Below are 15,296 nucleotides of genomic sequence, written 5' to 3'. Positions count from 1 at the left end.
AGTCGGCTGTTGGTATCGAATTGGCGCGACGACAATCGGCGCCATTTCTGCAATTCTATCAGCATCGAAGTGCGACTCGGGGGATCGAATGAACGGGGTTGATCGCGGTGCGGTGCGCGCCTTTGCCATTGCATTGACACTGGGCGGCGCAATGGTTTCGACACCGGGCACGGCCAGGGACTATTCCGATCTCAACGATCTTGTCGGCATGCGCGCCAGTTCGGCGGAGCGCGAGTTGGACGATCGCGGCTATCGCTACCAGACCGGTTACGACGGCGAAAAGAGCGCACACGCCTTCTGGTGGAACAACAAGCATGACCGCTGCGTCGCGGTAGTGACGCGCAACGGCCGCATCCGTTCCGTCGACGAGGCCACGGACAAGGATTGCGGCAAGAAATCGGGCTCCGGCGCAGGCACGGCGGTCGCGGTTGTTGCAGGAGCAGCGCTGATCGCGGCGCTGGCTGCAGCAGCATCGCACAAGTCTGGCGACAAGAAGGCGACGGACGCCAGCTCAGGCACCAATGCAGTCACCAATACCGGCACCGCAACGAACGGCACCGTCACGGTTTCCGACCTCAACGGCTGGCGCGCCTCCACCGCCGATACCGAACTGCGCAATCGCGGCTTTGCCAATGTCGACGCATTCCAGAGCGGCAATGCCTCCTATACGATCTGGTATCGCCGGGAATCCGGGCAGTGCGTGCAAATGACCACCGCCGACGGCAAGGCCAGCGACGTGCGCGACATCGGCACGCACGCGAAGTGCAACTAGGTGAACTCTACCCGCCCGGATGGTAGAAATCGTAGATCGTCTGCGCCACCGCCGCGCTGACGCCGGGCGCGCGCTGAAGGTCTGCCAGACTGGCCGCCCTCACCTTCCCCGCCGTGCCGAAGTGCAGCAATAGCGCGCGTTTACGGGCCGGGCCGATGCCGGGAATCTCATCCAGCGGGCTGGCCGTGATCGCGCGGCTGCGCTTCGCCCGGTGTGCGCCGATGACGAAGCGGTGCACTTCGTCGCGCAAGCGCTGGAGATGGAACAGCAGCGGCGAATTGACCGGCAGCATCTTCTCGCGCCCATCGGGGAAGTGGAACACTTCGCGCCCGTCGCGCCCGTGGTGCGGGCCCTTGGCGATGGCGATCAGGTTCACATCCTCGATCCCCAGTTCCTCCAAGGCATCGCGTACCGCGCTCATCTGACCCTTGCCGCCGTCGATCAGCACCAGATCGGGCCAGGTACCGCCTTCGCGCTCCGGATCTTCCTCCTGCACGCGGCCGAAGCGGCGGGTCATCACCTCGCGCATCATCGCGAAGTCGTCATTCGACTGCGCCTCGCGGATGTTGAACTTGCGGTACTGGCTGGTCTGGAAGCCTTCCGGTCCCGCCACCACCATCGCGCCGACCGCCTTGCTGCCCTGAATGTGCGAGTTGTCGTAGACTTCCACGCGCTGCGGCAGGTCCGGCAGTTCGAGGAATTCGGCCATCTCGCGCCAGATCTTCGCCTGCGATCCACGCTCGGCCATGCGGCGGTCCAGCGCCTCGACCGCGTTGCGCATGGCCTGTTCGATCAGGCGGCGGCGGTTGCCGCGCTGAGGCACGGAAATCTCCACCTTGCCGCCCGCCAGTTCGCGGAACGCCTCTGCCATGAGTTCGGCCTCGGGCAGTTCGCGATCGACCAGAATGGTGCGCGCTGGCGGCACTTCCTCGTAGAACTGGGCCAGGAAGCTTTCGAACACTTCCTCTTCGGACAGTCCTTCGGTGTGGGTGGGAAAGAAGGCGCGATGGCCCCAGTTCTGGCCGCCGCGAATGAAGAAGGCCTGGATGCCGACTTGCCCGTTTTTGCAGGCCATCGCGAAGATGTCCGCGCTGTCCATGCCCTCGGCATTGATTGCCTGGCTGCCCTGGATGAAGGTCGCCGCGCGCAAACGGTCGCGCAGCATCGCCGCACGCTCGAAGTCCAGCGCTTCCGCCGCTTCCGCCATCTGGCTTTCGATCTTCTTCTGCACCGCGCTGGACTTGCCGCCCAGGAAGTCCTTGGCCTCCTTCACGAGTTCGCCGTAGCCAGCCTCGTCGATGCGGCCGACGCAAGGGGCCGAACAGCGCTTGATTTGATAGAGCAGGCAGGGCCGGTCACGGCGCGAGAAGAAGCTGTCCGTGCAACTGCGCAGCAAAAACAGCTTTTGCAGCGCGTTGATCGTGGTGTTCACCGAACCGGCGCTGGCGAAGGGGCCGTAATAGTCGCCCTTCATCTTGCGCGCGCCGCGGTGCTTCATGATGCGCGGAAAATCGTGCTCGGCGCGCAGCAGGATGAACGGGAACGATTTGTCGTCGCGCAGCAGCACGTTGTAGGCCGGGCGAAAGCGCTTGATCAGCTGCGCTTCCAGCAGCAGCGCCTCCGCCTCGGAATTGGTGGTGACGATGGTCATGCTGCGCGTCTGGCTGACCATGCGCTGCAGGCGGATCGGCAGGCGTTCCCACTGCGTGTAGTTGGCCACGCGATTGCGCAGCACCCGCGCCTTGCCGACGTAGAGCACGTCTCCACGCGCGTCCTGCATGCGGTAGACGCCCGGTTTGGCGGGCAGCGTGCGCACGACCTCGCGGATCGCCTCGACGCCTTGCTGAAGGTCGGGCTGGTCTGAGCCGCGCAGGGCCGTCGTCGCATGCTCCTCGTTGAAGCGTGCGGTGCCCTTGGGGTGTTCGGGAGTTCCGGCAGGTGTTCGCGCCATCACCGCCAGATAGGGTATCGTGGCCGGATCGGGTAGACCCGGCCGCGATCAATCCTCAGAGTGTTTTCACCTTCAGAACATCTTGCGCAGATCGATCCCGATCACCCGGCCTTGCGGATTGCGATAGGCCGGCTGGTAGGCGATCGGCACCGCGCCGGTGTCGTCGGTAACCTTCTGCCGCGAATTGAGCAGGTTGTCGGCCACGAACGACACGCGCATGCCCTTGAAGAACGGCACTTTCTTCACAAGCTCGGCATTGCGGCCGATATCCGCGAAGACACGCAGGTTGACCTCGAACGTGCTGCCGAAGCGCAAGTCGGAACTGTCCGGCGCGCCGGTGCCGTTCACCGTGCTGGGCGCATCCCATTCGCCCTTGAGGCGCAGGCCGTAGCCGTTCACGAACACACCGCCCTCAGCCTCGATCACGTGGCGCGGCACACCGCCGGCGGTAAGTGCGTCGCCATTGAGCTGATCCAGCACGGGAACGCCGTCCGCGATCTTCACGCGGTCCGTGAAACGCCAGGTGTGGTAGATAGAGAAGTTCCAGCGCGCCCCCTGCGGGCCGCGTCCGCCACCCATCATCGGAGGCGGACCACCGAAGCCGCCGCCACCTCCCCCGCCAGCGTGCGAACTGCCGGCACCGGAACTACCGCCGCCAGATCCGCCTCCGGGCCCTCCCGGCGGCGGACCACCCGGAGGCGGACCGCCGAACCCACCGGGCCCGCCCTGCTGCTGCGGACCGATGCTGCCCGACAGGTTGAGACCCCAGCGGATGCGCGAACTGGTTTCCTGCTGGAACGTCACCGGGCGGCGATCCAGCGCGATCAGATTGCCTGCCGCATCGCGAGTCACGCGATCGGGGAAAGCCTCCTCAACCGCCGGGGTGAACATCGGGAATGCTTCGGAGACATCGTTCGAGCGGTTGTGGAAGTATTCCACCAGCAGGTTGGAGCGCTGCATGAAGGGCAGCTGCCACGTTGCCGAGAACTTGATGTCCCGCTGTTTTTCCTTGAGCAGATCGGGATTGCCGCCGCTCGTCACCGTTACCAGCGCCGTCTGGTTGTTGGTGAAGTCGTAGACGGTGACATTATAGGTCTGCACCACCGGCGCGCCCAGCTGGGTAAGCGTAGGGGCCGCTTCCTCGACGATATAGCTCGCCTGAAAACTCAGCTTGCCGGTGGGTGCCCAGGTCAGCCCGCCGCTCCAGTTATAGAGCGTGCCGAAGTCGGAAAGGTGATCCAGCCCGCCGCTCAGGTTCAGCGTGATGTCGCCCACCGCGCCCAGCACGTCGCCACTGCGACTGGTCAGCGGCAGCGCAAGGTTGAGCCCGCCCGACAGATCGCCACGCGTCAACTTCAACGCGTCCATGATGGACGCGGAGTTTTCACTGGTGCTGTGCGTGTAATCGTACCCGCCCTTGAAAGTCAGGTTGGCGTCGCCGGCGGGCATCGCGAACGGCCGGCCGGACAGGGTCGCCAGCGAGGACAGCGTCGCCGTCCGGTTCAATGCCTCGTCCACGCCATCGCCCGGTACTATCCCGGATTCACTGCTACGCTGGTCAATGTCGGTCTCGGTAATCGTGTAGCTGCCGTCGTTGGTGACGTTGAAGTTCCACGCGCCGAGCATCCGGCTGTAACCGAGGCCGGCCTGGAACTCGTTGGTCTCCACCCGCGTCGCCAGCGGGTCGGGCTGGGTCGGGAGGTTCGCATTGCTGTCGTTCAGGCCGGACCAGCTGTTGGTGACCGAGTGCGTGAACGTGCCGTTGGTGGTGAACGACCCGTCGAAGCCGTCCTTGCCAAGGCCTTGCGTCATCGTGCCGTTGAGCGTGAATTCGGAATCGGCCGGGGCCAGACTGCGATAGCGCGCCGGATCCGGTTCGCCCGGCGCCGGCTCGGTACCGTCCGCCTGCCGCACATCGCGCTCGTTCTCGGTGAGCATCGAGGTGTCGGTATATTTGGCGCTGACGTTGAAGCGGCGGGGCCCCTCCACCTTGAAGAGGCCGGTCTCCAGCTCGTAGTTGTCGTAGCCGCCTTCGGTCGGGCGATTGTATTCGCCGGAAACGGTGGTCGCGGCGAACTTCTTCTTCAGAATGATGTTCACCACCCGCTGGTTCGCCGGATAGCCGAACCGCAGCGCCACTTCCTCGGGCATGATCTCCAGGCGGCGAATGGCCTCGGGCGGAATGTCCCGCATCTCTCGGAAGCTGGAAATGCGCGCGCCGTTGACCAGAATCACCGGCCGGCCGTCGCCACGGCCACGTCCGCTGCCCGTCTGCGGCGAAATCGCGTCGATCAGGTCGCTGATCGAATTGACTCCATATGCCGCGATGTCGTCCTCATCCAAGGTCTCGATCGGCTTTTGCGGCACGTCGAGCTGCCCGTCGATACGTGCGGCGGTAACGACGATCTCATTCTTCTTCACGACCACCGTGCCGGTACCGATACTGCCACCCTCGATCGAGGGCGCGCTATCTGTCACCACAGGTGCTTCGGCAGTCGCCGCCGAATTCGACGCCGCCCCCGAACCCGCCGCCGGGCTCTCCTGCGCATGGGCCAGCGCCGGCGCCATGGCAACCAGGCTGACGCCCGCAGCAAGGGGAATCAGATGAACGCAACGCAAGTCCGGTCTCCGCCAAGAAAAAATAGTATGTTGAAAGCCCCAAAACCCCCGGCGCGCTGATGCCGTGGCGGAGAATTGCTCGCAAGACGGGGGCGGGTAACATTTTGTCGCAGTGGCAACCGGGTCACGACAAATAGGCTCAATTTCGCCAAACGTTCGCCAAGGCTTCCATTTTCGACGAGTCGTAGCTATGTCGCGCCGCAACGACAAAGCTAGCTTATGGAAATTGATCGCCGATGGCGAAAGAAGAACTCCTCGAAATGCGCGGCCGTGTGGTCGAACTTCTCCCCAACGCCATGTTCCGTGTGGAACTGGAAAACGGTCACGAGATTCTCGGCCATACCGCAGGCAAGATGCGCAAGAACCGCATCCGTGTTCTGGTCGGCGACGAAGTGCTCGTCGAACTGACCCCTTACGACCTTACCAAGGGCCGTATCACTTATCGCTTCATGCCCGGTCGCGGTGGCCCCGGTCAGTACTGAAGCCGCGTCTCCTAATGGAGACGCCATCGCACCGCGCCCACACGCTTCGGCCGACGTTTCCGCCGATTTGCGGCTGGTTCTCGCTTCGGCGAGCCCGCGTCGGCGCGAACTGATCGGACGGCTTGGCGTGACGCCTCACGCCATCGTCGCCGCCGATATCGACGAAACGCACGATCCGCGCGAGCATCCGCGCGCCTACGCCCGCCGCATGGCGCGGGAAAAGGCGCTGGCGGTTACCGCTGACGATGCGCACGTCCTTGCCGGAGACACCGTGGTTGCCTGTGGCCGCCGCGTGTTGCCCAAGGCTGAGGATGAGAAGACCGCGCGCGAATGCCTCGCACTGCTGTCCGGCCGCCGCCACCGCGTGCTTTCCGCCATTGCCCTGAAATCGCCCGACGGCACGCTGCGTGAACGGCTGTCCGAAACGATCGTGTGCTTCAAGCCGCTGTCGAAGGATGAGGTCGAAGCCTACATCGCCGGCGGCGAATGGCACGGCAAGGCCGGCGGCTACGCCATCCAAGGCAGTGCCGAGGGGCTGATCACCTGGATTTCCGGCAGCCATTCCGGCGTCGTCGGGCTGCCGCTGTTCGAGACCCGCGCGCTGCTGAAGGCGGCGGGATTCGCAATTGGCTGAATGGCTGGTCGAGGACGGGATCGGCGAGAGCCGCGCGATCCTGGTCGATAACGACGAAGTGCTCGCCGCAAGGCTCGATTGGGACACCGGCCTGAAACCCGGTGAAGTGGCGGAGGCCGTGCTTGTTTCCCGCGCCAAGGGATCGAAGCGCGGCACCGCCCGCTTTCCCTCGGGACAGGAAGCGCTGGTGGATGGCCTTCCGGCCGACGCCAGCGAAGGCGCGCCGATCCGCCTGATCGTCACCCGTGCCGCCGTGGCCGAAACCGGCCGCCTGAAACGCGCACAGGCAAAACCCAGCACCAAGCCCGTGCGCCCTGCCCCCTCACTTGCCGAATCGCTTCAGGCCACCGGAATGCCGACACGCCGGATTCGCGCTTTTCCGGACGATCCCTGGCCCGACATTTTTGCCGAAGCCTTTTCCGGCGAGATTGCGTTCGAGAGCGGTGCGATTCTCGTCATCCCCACCCCGGCGATGACGTTGATCGATATCGACGGCACGCTGCCACCCGCCGCGCTGGCCCGCGCCGCCGTACCCGCCATTGCCCGCGCCATCGAACAGTTCGACCTTGGCGGCTCGATCGGCATCGATTTCCCGACGCTGGAGCGCAAGGAGGATCGCCGCGCCGTTGACGAGGCGCTTGCCGCCGCGCTCGATCACTGGCCGCACCAGTCCACGGCGATGAACGGATTCGGCTTCGTGCAGATCGTCGCCCGACTGGAACGCCCGTCGATTCTCCACCGCCTGCACCACGATCCTGCCGGCGCCTGCGCACGCCTGCTGCTGCGCCGGGCCGAACGCGTGGCGGAACCCGGCACCCTACTCCTCACCGCCCATCCCCGCGTGCGTGCGAAGATACTGCCCGAGTGGGAGGCAGACCTTGCCCGTCGCACCGGCCGCATCCTGCGCTGGCACGAAGACGCGACGCTTGCACTGACCGGAGGATTCGCGCAGGCGATCACATCATGACCACCAAAACCCGCAAGTGCCCGATCTGCGGCAAGCCGCGCAGCGAAGAACACACTCCGTTCTGCTCCAAGGGCTGCCGCGATCGCGATCTCCTGAAGTGGCTGGACGATGGCTATGCCCTGCCCGGCCAGCCCGCCGACCCCGATCTCCCGGAATTATCGCGACCGAATATTTTTCCACAGGACGATTGAAGCGGACATGTCATTTTAGGGTTGCCAAGGTTCGCTGCCTTCGCCATAGGCCCGCCACCGACACGGTACGGAAGCTTCGGCACCGCACCGAACCAGGGATGCCCGGGTAGCTCAGTTGGTAGAGCACATGACTGAAAATCATGGTGTCGGCGGTTCGATTCCGTCCCCGGGCACCACTTCCTTAAGCGGAAGTGGTGCCTTTTCCTTTTCTCCCGATCAGAACGATACGCGCCGGCTGACGCAGCGGAAAGTCGGTCAGGCCGATCTCCGCTTTCGCGTGACGATCCACGCCACGGCAAACGTTCCCGCCAGCGGCCCGATCCAGTCCACCCATTGATCGAGCGTGGTCCAGACGCGCAAATCGAACGGCCCCCACCACGGCATGTTCGCACGCAAGCCGGAGCCGAAGTGTTCGATCCAGCGATACTCGGCCTGGGCGATCTCCCGCCCGACGAAATAGGCGGACGGTATCGCCGCACCCGCCCACCAATTCGAAAATGCGCGGCCGATGCAGAACTGGACCAGCAGAGCGGCGACAAGGTGCTGTAGATAGATCATAGCCCGGCACGCTACGCCGACCGCCGCGCTGCTGCAAAGCACCCGAAGGCCCAGGCGTCCGCACAGAGCTTGGCGCGCTCCGGCCCAGGATCGGAATTGCGCCTTCCCGCGCCATAAAATTGCAAAAAACTGCAATTGGTCACAAATTGTCGCATCCGCGAAATGGCAGCTTGCGCAGTTTCACGAATGCATCGATAGCTCGCGCACCCTTCGTCACGCGGTGCGCACCTTGAAATCGATCATGCTTTCGACGCTACCGGCCCTTCCGATGCGCCGGACCATCCTTACGCTGACTCTCGCCTCGATCCTCGCCGGCTGTTCGGGCCATGGCGCCAAGGATCAGTCGAAGCCGCCCGCGCAAGTCGGCTATATCGTGGCCGAACAGTCGACCGTGCCGGTGGCGGTAACGCTCAGCGGCCGTACCGTGGCCTACGAGACTTCCGAAGTGCGCCCGCAGGTTACCGGCGTGATCGCCAAGCGGCTGTTCACCGAGGGTAGCTACGTCAAGGCGGGGCAGCCGCTCTACCAGATCGATCCCAGCCTCTACCGCGCCGCTGTCAATCAGGCGCAGGCAGACCTCACCAGCGCGCGGGCCACGGCCGAAGCTGCCGGTGCCAAGGCTGAACGCTACAAGCCGCTCGCCGACATGGAAGCGGTCGCCAAGCAGGACTATGCCGATGCGCTGGCCACGGCCCGTTCGGCCCGCGCCTCGATCGCGCAGAACGCCGCCTCGCTGGATACGGCCAAGACCAACTTGCGCTTCACCACCGTGCCCGCACCGATCAGCGGACGCATCGGCCGTTCGCTGATCACCGTCGGCGCGCTGGCTAGCGCCAGCCAGACCGATCCGCTGGCCGTGATCCAGCGGATGGACCCGATCTATGTCGACATGCAGCAGTCGGCCGCCGAAATCACCGCGCTGCGCCGCCGACTGGCGGCAGGCGGCGTGATTCAGGGCAGCACCACGGTGCACCTGAATTTCGATGACGGCTCCCGCTATGCCTATGCCGGCACCGTGCAGTTTTCCGAAGTCACCGTGGACGAAGGCACTGGTACGGTGACCCTGCGCGCCAAGTTCCCGAACCCCGATGGCCTGCTGTTGCCGGGCCTGTTCGTTTCGGCGGTGTTCGATCAGGCCAACGATCCCAACGCTTTCCTGGTGCCGCAGAACGCCGTGCAGCGCGATTTCGACGGTTCCGCCTATGTCATGATCGTGGGGCAAGACGGCAAGGCGGCTCGCCGCAAGGTCGTGGCAGACCGCACCAGCGGCGCCAGCGCGGTCGTCACTTCCGGACTGCAGCATGGGGACAAGGTCATCGTCCAGGGCCTGAACGGCCTGAAGCAGGGCACCGAGATCAAGGCCGTGCCCTCCACGACGCCGCAAGAAGTGAAGCCGAAGTCGGGCAAGCCCGGCGAAGCCGGCGGTGCCGGCGCGAAGGGCCACTGATCCTCCTATGTCGCGCATCTTCATCGACAGGCCGATCTTCGCCTGGGTTCTCGCCATCATCGTCATGCTGGCCGGCGCCGGTGCGCTGGCCTTCCTGCCCAACGAGCAGTACCCGGACATCGCGCCCGCGCAGGTCAACATTCGTGCGACCTACAACGGCGCCTCGGCCGAAACGATCGAGAACAGCGTCACGCAGATTCTGGAGCAGCAGCTGACCGGCATCGACGGGTTGCTCTACTTCTCGTCGCAGTCGTCGAACCGCGGCCAGGCCACGATCAGCGCGGTCTTCGCCAAGGGCACCGATCCAGACATCGCGCAGGTCCAGGTCCAGAACAAGGTCCAGTCCGCGCTCTCCCGCCTGCCGCAGGCGGTGCAGAACCAGGGCGTTACCGTCACCAAGTCCAACCCCGACCAGCTGCTGCTGGTGGCGGTCTACGACGCGACGGACGGCCGTTCGAACCAGGACGTTTCGGACTATCTCGCCTCGAACATCCAGGATCCGCTCTCGCGCCTGGAAGGCGTGGGCGACGTGAACGTGTTCGGCGCGCCGCACGCGATGCGCATCTGGCTGGATCCCAACAAGCTTGCCGCCGTCGCGTTGATGCCCAGCGACGTAACTTCGGCGATCACCGCGCAGAACACCGAAGTCGCGGCCGGCGAGATCGGCGGCTTGCCCGCGCCGCAGGATCAGGCGATCGATGCCATTGTCACTGCCGGATCGCGCCTGCAGACGGCCGACCAGTTCCGCAATATCGTCCTGAAGACCAATCCGGACGGTTCATCCGTCACCATCGGCGATGTCGCCCGCGTCGAAATCGGTGCGGACAATTACAGCACGGTCAGCCGCATCAACGGCCACCCCGGCGCCGGCATCTCGATCTCGCTCTCCCCCGGCGCCGACGCGCTGGCCACGGCGGAGCGGGTGAAGGCCTCGATGGAGCAGCTGTCGAAGGGCATGCCCGACGGGCTTGAGTATACTTACGGCAACGATTCCACCTCGTTCATCAAGCTCTCGGTTTCCGAAGTCGAAAAGGCGCTGTTCGAGGCGATCGTGCTGGTCGTCATCGTCATGTTCGTGTTCCTGCAGAGCTGGCGCGCCACGCTGATCCCGGCCATCGCCGTGCCGGTGGTGCTCCTGGGCACTTTCGCGGTATTCTACATCGCCGGGTTCACGATCAACACGCTGACGCTGTTCGGCCTCGTCCTCGCGATCGGCCTGCTGGTCGACGACGCCATCGTCGTGGTCGAGAACGTAGAGCGATTGCTCGAAGAAAATCCGGGCATGTCGGCCCGGCAGGCCACCATCAAGTCGATGGAGGAAATCCAGGTCGCGCTGGTGGCCATCGCGCTGGTGCTGTCGGCCGTGTTCCTGCCGATGGCCTTCTTCGGCGGATCGACCGGCGTAATCTATCGCCAGTTCTCGCTGACGATCGTCGTTGCCATGGTGCTATCGGTGCTGGTCGCGCTGATCCTCAGCCCGGCGCTTACGGCCACGCTGCTGAAGGCGAAAGTCCACGGTGAGGAGCAACCCACCTGGCTCGATCGCCACGTCCCGTGGCTGGCCCGCCTGTGGCATCGCTTCCACACATGGTTCAACCGCAGCTTCGAACGCATGACCGATGCCTACGGCCGCCGCGTGGAGCGCGTGGTGCAGCACAAGTGGCGCTGGCTGGTGCTGTTCCTGATCGCCTGCGCCGGCACGTTCATGCTGTTCAAGCGCCTGCCCACCGGCTTCCTGCCGAACGAGGATCAGGGTTCGATCATGGTCCAGTGGCGCCTGCCCGCCGGATCGCCGCGCACGCGCACCGAAGCGGTGCAGCGCCAGATCGAACAGTACTTCGCGAAGTACGAGAAGGACAACGTCGCCAGCATGTTCACCGTTTCCGGCGGTGGCCAGGGCGCGGCCGGCCAGAACACCGGCCAGGCCTTCGTCACGCTGGTGGACTGGGATGACCGTCCCGGTTCGAAAAATACCGCAGACGCCATCGTCCAGCGCGCCAACGGAGCTTTCCGCGGCCTGCGCGACGCGCAGGTCTTTACGCTCGTCCCCGGCGCGATCCGCGGTCTTGGCTCCTCGGCCGGTTTCACCATGGAACTGCAGAACCGTTCGGGCATGACCCGCGCCCAGTTCCAGCAGGCGCGCGACCAGTTGCTGGCCAAGGCCGCTGCCGACAGCCGCCTGACCAACGTGCGCCTGAGCGACCTTCCCGAAGTCTCCACGCTGAAGATCGCGACGAACACCCGCGCGCTGACGGCCTATGGCCTGACTGCCGCCAATGTTAACTCCACGCTGCAGACCGCGTGGGGCGGCACTTACGTCAACGACTTCCTCGACAAGGGCCGCGTAAAGAAGGTCTATGTCCAGGGCGATGCGCAGTTCCGTTCGCGCCCGGAAGACCTCTCCCGCTGGTTCGTGCGCGGCACGAGCGGCCAGATGGCGCCCTTCTCCGCGTTCTCTACGCTGAGCTGGTCGTCCGCGCCCAGTTCCACCTCGCGCTTCAACGGTCTGCAGGCCTACGAATTCTCGGGCACCCCTTCCTCCGGCGTCAGCTCGGGCACGGCAATGCAAATCATGGAAGATCTGGCCAGCCAGATTCCGGGCACCGCCGTCGCATGGTCGGGCTCATCCTATCAGGAGCGGCTCTCCTCGGGCCAGGCGCCGATCCTCTATGCGCTGTCGCTGCTGGTGGTGTTCCTGTGCCTTGCCGCACTCTACGAAAGCTGGTCGATCCCGATTGCGGTGATCCTGATCATTCCGCTCGGCCTGCTGGGCGCAATCCTGGCGGTGACGCTGCGCGGGCTTGAGAACGACGTCTATCTGCAGATCGGCCTGCTTACGACGATGGGCCTTGCCGCCAAGAACGCGATCCTGATGATCGAATTCGCCGAACAGGCGGAAAAGCAGGGCAAGCGCGTGATCGAGGCTGCCCTCGAAGCCGCCCGCATCCGCCTGCGCCCGATCCTGATGACCAGCTTCGCCTTCATCTTCGGCGTGCTGCCGCTGGCCGTCGCCAGCGGTGCCGGCGCCAACAGCCGCATCGCCATCGGCACCGCCGTGGTCGGCGGCATGTTGACCGCAACGCTGCTGGCGATCTTCTTCATCCCGCTGTTCTTCGTGCTCGTACGCCGCGGGGTCCGCGATGGTCTTGCCGCCGTCCGCGCCCGGATCCAGAACCGCCGCGCAGCGAAGGGAGACGCCGCATGATCCGCTCCCGCATTCTCAAGCAGGCGGCGCTCACCCTGCCCGCCATGGCGCTCGCCGCCTGTTCGATGGCGCCGAAATATGTCCAGCCCGCGCTGCCGGCTCCGGCATCGTGGCCGGTGGGCGATGCCTATCTGGCGCAGAGCGAGGCCAACCTACCGCTGGTTTCCTACACGGAAATCTTCCGCGATCCGCGCCTGCAAAAGCTGATCGAACAGGCCTTAGTCAACAACCGCGACTTGCGCACGGCTGCCGCCAACGTGGCCGCCGCCCGCGCGCAAGTGCGCGTCACCCGCGCGGACCAGATTCCGGCTTTGGGCGTCACCGCATCTGGCACGCGTACCGTGGTGAACGGGCCGGGCGACAGCACCGCACTGTCTCTGCGGGGCGGCATTTCCAGCTTTGAAATCGACTTCTTCGGCAAATACGCCAGCGCCACGCAGGCACAGCGCGATACCGCCGTCGCCACCGAGGCGGACGCGCGCACCGTGCGTCTTGGCCTTGTTGCCGATCTGGCGCAGGCTTGGGCCAACTACGCGGCCGACAATGACCTGCTGAAGATCGCAGAGGCCACCGCAGCCAATGCCGAGCGCTCGGTCACGCTGACCGGCGCCCGCCTCAAGGGCGGCGTTTCGCCACGCACCGATCTGCGGCAGGCCGAACAGGTTCTGGAAACCGCCAAGGGCGATCTCGCCGCGCAGAAGACCGCGCTGGCGCAAGACGTCAACGCAATCCGCCTGCTGGTCGGCGCCGATTTCGACGAAAGCCTGCTCCCCAGCGGCGTGGACGAGGTCAATGCCCAGCTGGCGGTGCTGCCCGCCGGCACCAGTTCGCAAGTGCTGCTGCGCCGCCCCGATGTGGTGGAGGCCGAGTACCAGCTGCGTGCCGCCAATGCCGATATCGGCGTGGCGCGGGCCGAACTGTTCCCGTCGATCTCGCTCACCACCCTGCTGGGATTTGCCAGCGGCTCACTCTCTTCGCTATTCGACAAGGGCGCCTTTTCGGCCAGCGCCGGCGGCGACGCCAGTTGGTCGATCTTCAACGCCGGCGGCAAGGTGGCCAATGTCGATGTCTCCAAGGCCAAGCGCGATGCCGCGCTGGCGACTTACGAGAAATCGATCCAGACCGCCTTCAGCGAAGTGGCCGATGCGCTTGCCGATCAGGGCACGCTGGACGAGCGCCTGCGCGCAGCCAGCGCCTATACCAATGCCGCGGCCGATACCGCCAAGCTGACCGAAGCCAGCTACAAGCAGGGCATCAGCAGTTCGCTGGACAACCTGGACGCGCAGCGCAGCCTCTACACCGCGCGCAAGCAGGAAATCGCCGTGCGTCTGGCCGTCGCCAGCAACCGCGTCACGCTCTACCGCGTGCTCGGGGGCGATCAGGCGACCGCCCCCGAGCAGCCGTAATTACGAGAAGATCGGGATGATCTGGGGCAAATCCACAGTCGTCCTGATCCCCGGCGCTGCCGCGCACACGGCGGGGATCGCGTTGACGGGGCGATGGGCGGTAAGGCCCGGCGTAAAGGCGGCATAGTCCTCGGGCGCGACCGGGAACATGATGTCCATCCGCACCGGTGCATCGCCGCTGGTGGTTACCCGCCAGCCCGATTCGCGCAGATCCCAGTCGTGCTCGATATCGGTCGTCACGTACCAGTTGGCCCGGAACCGCATGACCGGCTCGCCCTTGTGCAGGCAGGTGATCGTCGTGCGCATCGCGCCCACCGTGCCTGCCGGCACCGTGCCGGCTGCGATGGTCAGGTCCTGTTTCGTCGCCGAAAGCTCCCCGAAAGCCTCGATCGCATCGATCTCCAGCCCCATCGCATCCGCCACTTGCGAGAGCGAGCTACCGAAATCGCCCTTGAGATGTTCTGCCCGGCGCTGGTCGAACGGGGCCATTTCCGCGCCGAAACCCATGATGTGAAACAGAATGTCCGGCGAATCGCGGCTGGAAACGTCGGCGAATTCGTCGATCGTCAGCACACCGTGTCGCCGCTCCAGCGATAGCAGCGGGATCGCCAGCGCCTCGGTCACGAAGCCGGGGCTCGATCCGGTGGAGTAGATCGAAACGCCGCCCTTGGCGCAGGCCGCCTCGATCCGCGCGCGCAAATCCTTGTCCATCAGGCGCGGGTTGTGGAAGTCGCCGCGCGTGGTGACGACGTTCTTGCCCGATTCCAGCAGGGCGCAAAGCTCGTCCCAGTCGGTGCCCTGTCGCATGTAAAGCACGCAGTCGGCATCCAGCTTGACGATGTCCTCCAGCGAATTGGTCGCCTTCACCCCGGTTGCGGGCAGCCCGCAAAGCTCGCCCGCATCCTTGCCCACTTTCTCGGGCGAGGAGACCCAGAGGCCGACCAGTTCCATGCGCGGATGCTCGATCACGGTGCGCAGCGCGCGGCTGCCAATATTGCCCGTGGCCCATTGCACCACGCGCCAGGTCTTGTCCTGCATTCACTCTCTCCCGGAAGTCTTTGCAC

At 65.1% G+C, this 15,296-nt stretch carries 12 protein-coding genes and 1 tRNA gene; 9 read left to right on the top strand and 4 right to left on the bottom strand.

The features are described from left to right. Positions 1–88 precede the first annotated feature (88 nt). Positions 89–772 carry a hypothetical protein gene (locus tag ACZ1JV_RS17540; RefSeq protein WP_465149836.1) on the top strand — a complete coding sequence of 228 codons (684 nt, stop codon included), beginning with the start codon at positions 89–91 and terminating at the stop codon, positions 770–772. A 7-nt stretch (positions 773–779) separates the two neighbouring features. On the opposite strand, the gene uvrC is transcribed toward ACZ1JV_RS17540, so the two are convergent. Together uvrC and ACZ1JV_RS17530 are read right to left on the bottom strand one after the other, a co-directional pair. Further along, entirely contained in the window at positions 780–2,723 is a 1,944-nt protein-coding gene (gene uvrC / locus ACZ1JV_RS17535; protein ID WP_465149835.1) for an excinuclease ABC subunit UvrC, read from the bottom strand. A 72-nt stretch (positions 2,724–2,795) separates the two neighbouring features. Continuing rightward, the gene (locus ACZ1JV_RS17530; protein ID WP_465149834.1) at positions 2,796–5,342 is read right to left on the bottom strand and encodes a TonB-dependent receptor plug domain-containing protein; all 2,547 of its coding nucleotides are present in this window, start codon (positions 5,340–5,342) and stop codon (positions 2,796–2,798) included. A 236-nt stretch (positions 5,343–5,578) separates the two neighbouring features. Between ACZ1JV_RS17530 and infA the strand changes: the two genes are divergently transcribed. From infA to ACZ1JV_RS17505, 5 genes are all read left to right on the top strand, one after another. Next, entirely contained in the window at positions 5,579–5,824 is a 246-nt protein-coding gene (gene infA / locus ACZ1JV_RS17525) for a translation initiation factor IF-1 (RefSeq protein WP_007014967.1), read from the top strand. 67 nt (positions 5,825–5,891) lie between these two features. Next, positions 5,892–6,458, top strand: a complete 567-nt coding sequence (locus tag ACZ1JV_RS17520; protein WP_465152599.1) for a Maf family protein — start codon at positions 5,892–5,894, stop codon at positions 6,456–6,458. Beyond that, positions 6,451–7,425, top strand: coding sequence for a ribonuclease E/G (locus tag ACZ1JV_RS17515; protein WP_465149833.1), 975 nt, complete (start codon positions 6,451–6,453; stop codon positions 7,423–7,425). Before ACZ1JV_RS17520 ends, ACZ1JV_RS17515 begins: the two co-directional genes overlap by 8 nt. Next, complete coding sequence (locus ACZ1JV_RS17510) at positions 7,422–7,616, top strand: DNA gyrase inhibitor YacG (RefSeq protein ID WP_395332755.1); 195 nt, start codon at positions 7,422–7,424, stop codon at positions 7,614–7,616. The genes ACZ1JV_RS17515 and ACZ1JV_RS17510 overlap by 4 nt, the downstream gene beginning before the upstream one ends. Positions 7,617–7,716: 100 nt before the next feature. Then, positions 7,717–7,792 (top strand) — tRNA-Phe (locus tag ACZ1JV_RS17505). A gap of 79 nt (positions 7,793–7,871) precedes the next feature. On the opposite strand, the gene ACZ1JV_RS17500 is transcribed toward ACZ1JV_RS17505, so the two are convergent. Continuing rightward, on the bottom strand, positions 7,872–8,174 hold the full coding sequence (locus ACZ1JV_RS17500) for a hypothetical protein (protein WP_465149832.1): 303 nt from the start codon (positions 8,172–8,174) through the stop codon (positions 7,872–7,874). 241 nt (positions 8,175–8,415) lie between these two features. On the opposite strand from ACZ1JV_RS17500, the gene ACZ1JV_RS17495 reads away from it, so the two are divergent. From ACZ1JV_RS17495 to ACZ1JV_RS17485, 3 genes are read left to right on the top strand one after another with little or no spacing between them, the layout of a single operon-like run. Next, positions 8,416–9,621, top strand: coding sequence for an efflux RND transporter periplasmic adaptor subunit (locus ACZ1JV_RS17495; protein ID WP_465149831.1), 1,206 nt, complete (start codon positions 8,416–8,418; stop codon positions 9,619–9,621). 7 nt (positions 9,622–9,628) lie between these two features. Next, positions 9,629–12,826 (top strand): multidrug efflux RND transporter permease subunit, encoded by a 3,198-nt coding sequence (locus ACZ1JV_RS17490; RefSeq protein ID WP_465149830.1) that lies wholly within the window; start codon positions 9,629–9,631, stop codon positions 12,824–12,826. Next, a complete protein-coding gene (locus ACZ1JV_RS17485) occupies positions 12,823–14,232 on the top strand; it encodes an efflux transporter outer membrane subunit (RefSeq protein ID WP_465149829.1) in 1,410 nt (469 codons plus the stop codon). The genes ACZ1JV_RS17490 and ACZ1JV_RS17485 overlap by 4 nt, the downstream gene beginning before the upstream one ends. Here ACZ1JV_RS17485 and ACZ1JV_RS17480 read toward each other — a convergent pair whose 3' ends face one another. Further along, a complete protein-coding gene (locus ACZ1JV_RS17480) occupies positions 14,233–15,270 on the bottom strand; it encodes an NAD(P)H-dependent amine dehydrogenase family protein (protein WP_465149828.1) in 1,038 nt (345 codons plus the stop codon). Positions 15,271–15,296: the final 26 nt, after the last annotated feature.

The sequence above is a fragment of the Novosphingobium sp. BL-S-19 genome (assembly GCF_055521675.1).
Note: the sequence above shows the minus strand (reverse complement) of the source record. Positions and strands in the feature narration are given on the sequence as shown.